General features: G+C 33.5%; 6 protein-coding genes, 1 rRNA gene and 1 pseudogene. All 8 read right to left on the bottom strand.

Annotation, left to right across the window (positions count from 1 at the left end; translation table 11 throughout):
* Positions 1–450 (bottom strand): 16S ribosomal RNA (locus QO182_RS06865); the annotation flags it as partial.
* 82 nt (positions 451–532) lie between these two features.
* Entirely contained in the window at positions 533–679 is a 147-nt protein-coding gene (locus tag QO182_RS06860) for a hypothetical protein (protein WP_371560683.1), read from the bottom strand.
* A 594-nt stretch (positions 680–1,273) separates the two neighbouring features.
* A pseudogene (locus QO182_RS06855) lies at positions 1,274–1,560 on the bottom strand (DUF4294 domain-containing protein).
* 145 nt (positions 1,561–1,705) lie between these two features.
* Entirely contained in the window at positions 1,706–2,422 is a 717-nt protein-coding gene (locus QO182_RS06850) for a response regulator transcription factor (RefSeq protein WP_371560681.1), read from the bottom strand.
* 23 nt (positions 2,423–2,445) lie between these two features.
* Positions 2,446–4,029, bottom strand: a complete 1,584-nt coding sequence (locus tag QO182_RS06845) for a sensor histidine kinase (RefSeq protein WP_371560679.1) — start codon at positions 4,027–4,029, stop codon at positions 2,446–2,448.
* Between the two features lie 59 nt (positions 4,030–4,088).
* Positions 4,089–4,685, bottom strand: a complete 597-nt coding sequence (gene coaE, locus QO182_RS06840) for a dephospho-CoA kinase (protein WP_371560677.1) — start codon at positions 4,683–4,685, stop codon at positions 4,089–4,091.
* Positions 4,686–4,687: 2 nt separating this feature from the next.
* Positions 4,688–5,686 carry a glycosyltransferase family 2 protein gene (locus QO182_RS06835; protein WP_371560675.1) on the bottom strand — a complete coding sequence of 333 codons (999 nt, stop codon included), beginning with the start codon at positions 5,684–5,686 and terminating at the stop codon, positions 4,688–4,690.
* 124 nt (positions 5,687–5,810) lie between these two features.
* Positions 5,811–6,617, bottom strand: coding sequence for an enoyl-ACP reductase (locus QO182_RS06830; RefSeq protein ID WP_371560673.1), 807 nt, complete (start codon positions 6,615–6,617; stop codon positions 5,811–5,813).
* Between the last annotated feature and the right edge of the window lie 48 nt (positions 6,618–6,665).

Raw genomic sequence — 6,665 nt, 5'->3', positions numbered from 1 at the left:
GTTTCTTCCTGTATAAAAGCAGTTTACAATCCATAGGACCGTCATCCTGCACGCGGCATGGCTGGATCAGGCTTGCGCCCATTGTCCAATATTCCTCACTGCTGCCTCCCGTAGGAGTCTGGTCCGTGTCTCAGTACCAGTGTGGGGGATCTCCCTCTCAGGACCCCTACCCATCGTAGCCTTGGTATGCCGTTACCATACCAACTAGCTAATGGGACGCATGCTCATCTTTCACCGATAAATCTTTAAATACATCTTGATGCCAAGGCGTATTACTATAAGGTATTAATCCAAATTTCTCTGGGCTATCCCTTTGTGAAAGGTAGATTGCATACGCGTTACGCACCCGTGCGCCGGTCTCAAAGAAGCAAGCTTCTTCTACCCCTCGACTTGCATGTGTTAAGCCTGCCGCTAGCGTTCATCCTGAGCCAGGATCAAACTCTTCATCGTATATTATGCGAGTCTCAATTAATTGAAACTCTATTTATTTTTGACTGAAGGTCTAGTGGTTTTTTCAAATCTATCGATTCTATTACTCTTTATTCTTTTGTTCTAACATCTCTGTTAAAACGGCTGTCAATTCAATATGTCTAGGAACGTGTTCTTTTCTTGTTTCTCGTTTCGCCGCAACACTTAGCGTGTTTCTCGAAGCGGGTGCAAAAGTAATAAACTCTTTCAAATCTCACAAGCTTTTTTTGAAATTTTTAGAAAATAAATTTCCTTTATTATTTCGTTTGCTTATCATCATGTAAAGAACTTATTCGTTGTTGCGGGTGCAAAAATACACTCTTTATACCGTTAAACAATACTTTAATTTAGCTTTTTTTTGATGTTCTCTTAACCTTGAGTTTAACTCGCTGAAAATACGCTTTTTGAAGATGGATTTTTTTTACTCTCCCCGCCCCTCTCCGAAGGAGAGGGGGACATTATGAACGAAGTTTGTGGAGTTTCTATGCAAATACAGCGTTTTTAAAATTGCTTTGCAATTATATAGAACAAATTACAACTGCCCCTTTAAGACAATATTACCGATCTACTATAGGACTTAGTATTTAAAAACAGTGAATTTTTCTTTTTTCGTTGTGTGTTTTACCTCTAACCTCCTTTCTTCGCGTTAGGGATAGTAGTGAAAAGCCCACAGTCCCGGTGGAACGAAGTGGAATCGGGACGAGGACTTGTAGCGAATAGCCCGACCGATTATAAAAAAAGAGGCTACTCCGTATATATAGGTATAGCCTCTTTTTTTTTATAATGGGGAACGCCCATATATTATTTATCGTTTTGGTTGCTGTGCTTTTGATTCCCAGAAATCATTCAGCTTATCAATATCTACAGGATGTGCCGGCATTTGATTTTGCAACCTCCCTGATTCGAAGGCTCTTGCTAGTATAGTTTCTATCAAAAAGTCTTCATTGGATTCAAAAGGGACATATTCTGTTTTCAAATTAATGTCAAACATGCTGGCTGCGGTATTAGACCAAAAGGCTTTCCATCCACTTTTTAGTGTTTTTACCAAGTCAAAAGTTGTTGTTCCGTTTGGCGGTGGATTAACTTTACCACTATTCGCCCTTGACTACGCACCAATTTTTTAAGCCTAATTTTGTTCCACTACAAGTTTTAGTACTGACCTCAAAAAAGATCATACTGGATAGTTCGAAAAAGCTCCGAAAAAAAAAGGCTCCGATTTCTCGAAGCCTTACTTATTTTATTTTTCTACTTTGTTTTTGACTACTAATCTAAACCCTTCACCGTGAATGTTCAGGATTTCGACATCTTCATCTAATTTAAGATACTTTCTTAATTTAGCAATGTATACATCCATACTACGAGAAGTAAAATAGTTATCATCTCTCCATATTTTTGTCAAAGCTAATTCTCTTGGCATTAAATCATTTTCATGAAGAATCAACATTTTTAATAATTCATTCTCTTTTGGAGATAATTTAATAGGCTCGTCGTTGTTAAACGTTAAGAATCTTAATTTAGAATTAAGGTGGAATTTTCCAATATTAAATTCATGTTGAACTTGTTCTGTTTTAGTATCAGAAGATTTTCTTTGAATAATTGCTTTGATTTTCATCAATAAGACTTCTGAATCAAAAGGTTTATTCAAATAATCATCAGCTCCCGCTTTGTACCCTTTTAAAACATCTTCTTTCATCGATTTTGCAGTAAGAAAAATAATAGGCACTTCGCTATTTTTCTCTCTTATTTCCTTCGCTAATGTATACCCATCTTTATAAGGCATCATTACATCCAGTATACATAAATCATAAGTGTCTTTCTTGAACTTTTCGAATCCTTCCATACCATTCTTAGCAAGAATGACATCAAAATCATTTAGCATTAAATAATCTTTAAGAACAGCACCAAAGTTAAGATCGTCTTCTACTAAAAGTATTTTTTTATTTATATTTTCCATATTATATTTTATTTGCGGTATTTTTAATTTATTAGGGGTAATTTTATTATAAAGGTACTCCCTTTGCCTTTCTCACTTTCCACATATACCTGACCGTTATGATCTTCTACGATTCTTTTAACGTAGGCTAAACCTAAACCATGCCCTTTTACATTATGTATATTTCCAGTGTGCTCCCTGTAAAACTTTTCAAAAACTCTTTTTTGAGCCACTTTACTCATTCCTAAACCTTTATCCTGAACTTTGATAAGGATCATATCTTTAATATTTTCTGTATACACATCTATATCTGGTACATCAGGAGAATATTTAATTGCATTTTCTAGAACATTGACAATCACATTTGTAAAATGTACATCATTCATCAAAACTGTGGTTCTCGCAGCATCAAAATGAGCTGTAATCTTTCCTTCTCTATCTTCTAAAATTAAATTAACATGCTCAATAGCGTCAACAATAATTTCTTCTACATTGCTTGATTCTTTATCTATATCGAGCTCTTTTTTCTCGAGCTTAGAAATTCGTAAAACATTTTCAACCTGGGCATGCATTCGTTTATTTTCATCCCGAATCATCTGCAGGTATTTGAAAACTTTTTCCTTGTCATCAATTATTTTTGGGTTTTTAATAGCATCCAAAGCCAAATTAATAGTAGCAATAGGTGTTTTAAACTCATGCGTCATATTATTAATAAAATCTGTTTTGATTTCAGAAATTTGACGTTGGCGTATCAATTGATTCAGTGCACTCGTATAAGCCACAATGATAATTAATGTAAAAATGATCGACAATACTGTTATACTTATCAATTCAGACAACAAGAATTTTTTCTTGTGCGGAAAACTAACTAATAACTTGTATTTTTCATTCCCTTCATTATCATTATAAACAGGTATAGAATAGGTTAATTCCTTATCATATTTAAAATCAGGTGACTTTACGTTTGTGGCAATACCATTACTGTAAATTCCGAATTCAAATTTTGTGTTTACACCGTATTCTTCTAGTTCCTTCTTTATTAATTTATTTAATGTTTCTTTAGAAACTCTTTCTTCTAAAGGCATTGCTGCTGCAATATCTTTATAAGAGATTTCAAATTGTACTTTATCTAATACATCTAGATTCCCCGATTTTTCAACCGTAACATCTGGAAGTAAATTCTGCTGTAAATCAGATTTATCAACTCCTTTACTATTATACACCTCAGTAACTCGTTTTGAGCTGAAATTCTTAAATTTATCACCGTTGAATTTCTTATTAAATAAAGAAGATGAAATATCATAATCTTCAGAAATAATACTATTAGAATACACAATAGTCTTATTCGTTTTTGTATTTCTCTGTACGTAATAAAACTCAGTTAAATCTTCTTTTTTTGGTGCTTTACCTGTACTATCTTTTATACGATTGTATTTATTATAAAAGCTATATGCTTCTTGTTTTTGAAGCTTATCAGCAACATTCCCAATAACTTGTTTTACGTGAAATTTAAATTGTTCATCGTTGTTTTTAAACGAGCTATTAAACCAATATACCTGAACTAGAATTATTCCGATTAAGGATAAGCTCATTAATAAAACCAGTAATCTAAAAAATAGTTTATTCATCAGAACAAAATTAACATTTTAACAATATGAATGATAATACATTAACCAAACATTAACATCTAACACTCATTTTGTTTAATACTCAAAATTTTAAGAATTTTATCCGTTTTCTTCTTAGCAATTTCAATATTGATATTTTCAATGACATAATCACTTTTTGAAACACGCTGTTCATCAGTCCATTGCGAATTTATTCTTTCCAAAATTTTATCTCGCGTTGTTTTATCTCTATCCATTACACGCTGAATTCGTGATTCTAATGGGGCTGTGACCGTAATTATTACGTCAAAATCTTTATAATTTCCACTTTCGAATAAAATTGCTGCTTCGTAAACTACAATTGCCGACTCTTTATGTTCAAAAAGCCATTGTTTAAAATGACTCTTTACGGCTGGGTGAACAATCGAATTGAGTTGTTTCAGTTTTTCAGCGTCGTTAAACACTATTTCAGCTAGTTTATCTCTTTTTAGATCAGCTCCTTGAAAAAGACCCGCTCCAAATGTTTCTTTAATTGAGTTGATAACTTCGGCTGTTTGCATAATTTTCCTTGCTTCGTCGTCTGCAATGTAAACAGGAATCCCTAAAGATTTAAAATATTTTGCAATCGTAGTTTTCCCACTACCTATACCACCTGTTAATCCTACAATTTTAGTCATAATTAAATTTTAAAAAATAATTCAGGAAAAGCATTTTGAGGCTTCTTTTTCAGAATGATAATTTTTACAAATGATTCTATAAAACCTATTCCATAACCATAAAACTGCTTCCAAACAGCTACAACTGATAAGTAGCCAATTTTAATGCTTTTGTTTTGATATGTTGAGACGAAAAACAGTACCAAAAAATAAATAAAATACAGCTTAAGCAATAAATCAAAATTGAAAATCAACAATACTACCGCTACTGTAAATCCAATTATAAAAACCGACGGAAAAAAGAACGTAAGCTTATTGTATTTAGGATACCAACTATTAAGTATCGGCCTTGCTTTACCAAACTTATTAACTTGTACTGAAAACTTATCCCAATCAATCCTTCTCTTATGATATACATACGCACTTGCGAAGAGCTTGGTTTCAAATCCTAAATTCCATAGGCGAATTGATAAGTCTGGATCCTCACCAGGATGAATGTTTCCAAAGCCTTTTGATGCTTCAAAAGCTTTTCTGGACAATCCCATATTAAAACTTCTTGGTTGGAATTTATCTATTTTTTCAGAACCGCCTCTTATTCCTCCTGTTGTTAGAAAAGATGTCATAGCAAAATTGATTGCCTTTTGTATATCTGAAAAGCTATCAAGAGCCCGATCTGGCCCTCCAAAGCAATCCACGTAACTATGCTTTAATGCTTTATCCACCTCAGTAAGATATTCCGCTGGAATAATACAATCCGAATCAAAAATGATAAAATAATCGCCTTTGGCTTTCTTCATTCCGTAATTCCTAGAGTCACCAGGACCGGAATTGTCTTTATAATAATAGGAAATACCTAATTTACGGTCATATTTCCGAACTACATCTTCGCATTTTACAGATGAACCGTCCTCTATAATTACAACTTCAAAATCTTCATTGTAATTTGATTTCGACAAACTCTCTAGTAGTTCATCAACTTCATCAGGTCTATTGTAAACGGGAATAATTAAAGAAAAAAACATATTTTTATAAGTGAATTAATTATACGATTAAGGCAAGCTTTTAACAAAGATATACTATCTCAATAAAAAAACCATCAACTACTAATTGATGGTTTTGTATAAAATTTTATTAAGCCTTTTCTCGTTATTCAAACATTTCCACAACTTCCTGACTTACTCCCATATTAGAGAATCCACCATCGTGTAAAAGGTTTTGAAGGGTGACCATTTTAGTTAAATCTGAAAACATAGCCACCGTATAATTAGCGCAATCTAAAGCAGTTGCATTCCCTAGAGGTGCCATTTTGTCTGCAAAAGCAATAAAACCAACAAATCCTTTTACACCTTGACCCGCTTTTGTAGCTGTTGGTGATTGTGAAATTGTATTTACTCGTACTTTTTTATCTCTTCCAAAAAAGTAACCAAAACTACGTGCGACCGATTCCAAGTATGCTTTATTGTCAGCCATATCGTTATAATCTGGAAAAACACGTTGCGCAGCCATATAAGACAAGGCGACAATACTCCCCCATTCATTCATAGCGTCTTTTTTATACAATACCTGCATTACTTTGTGAAAAGAAACTGCAGAAACGTTCCATCCTTTTTCGGTATACTCGTAATTCTGATTGGTATAATGATTACCTTTTCTTATATTGACAGACATACCTATGGAGTGTAAAACAAAATCTATTTTACCGCCAAGAATTTCTATTGCCTGATCAACTAAATTCTCTAAATCAGCCACCGATGTCGCATCCGCAGCTATGATTTGCGAGCCGGTTTTTTGGCCTAAGTCGTAAATAGAACCCATTCGTATTGAAGCCGGAGCATTCGAAAGAACAAAAACACCGCCTTCTTCATGAACTCTTTCTGCTGTTTTCCAGGCTATTGAATTTTCATCTAAAGCACCAAATATGATTCCTCTTTTTCCTTTTAATAAATTATGCATACATCCTTTTTTTATACAAACACCCAAAAATACACAATCAAACATTGG

This window comes from Flavobacterium sp. Arc2 (genome assembly GCF_041431385.1).
Taxonomy (GTDB): Bacteria; Bacteroidota; Bacteroidia; order Flavobacteriales; family Flavobacteriaceae; genus Flavobacterium.
Note: the sequence above shows the minus strand (reverse complement) of the source record. Positions and strands in the feature narration are given on the sequence as shown.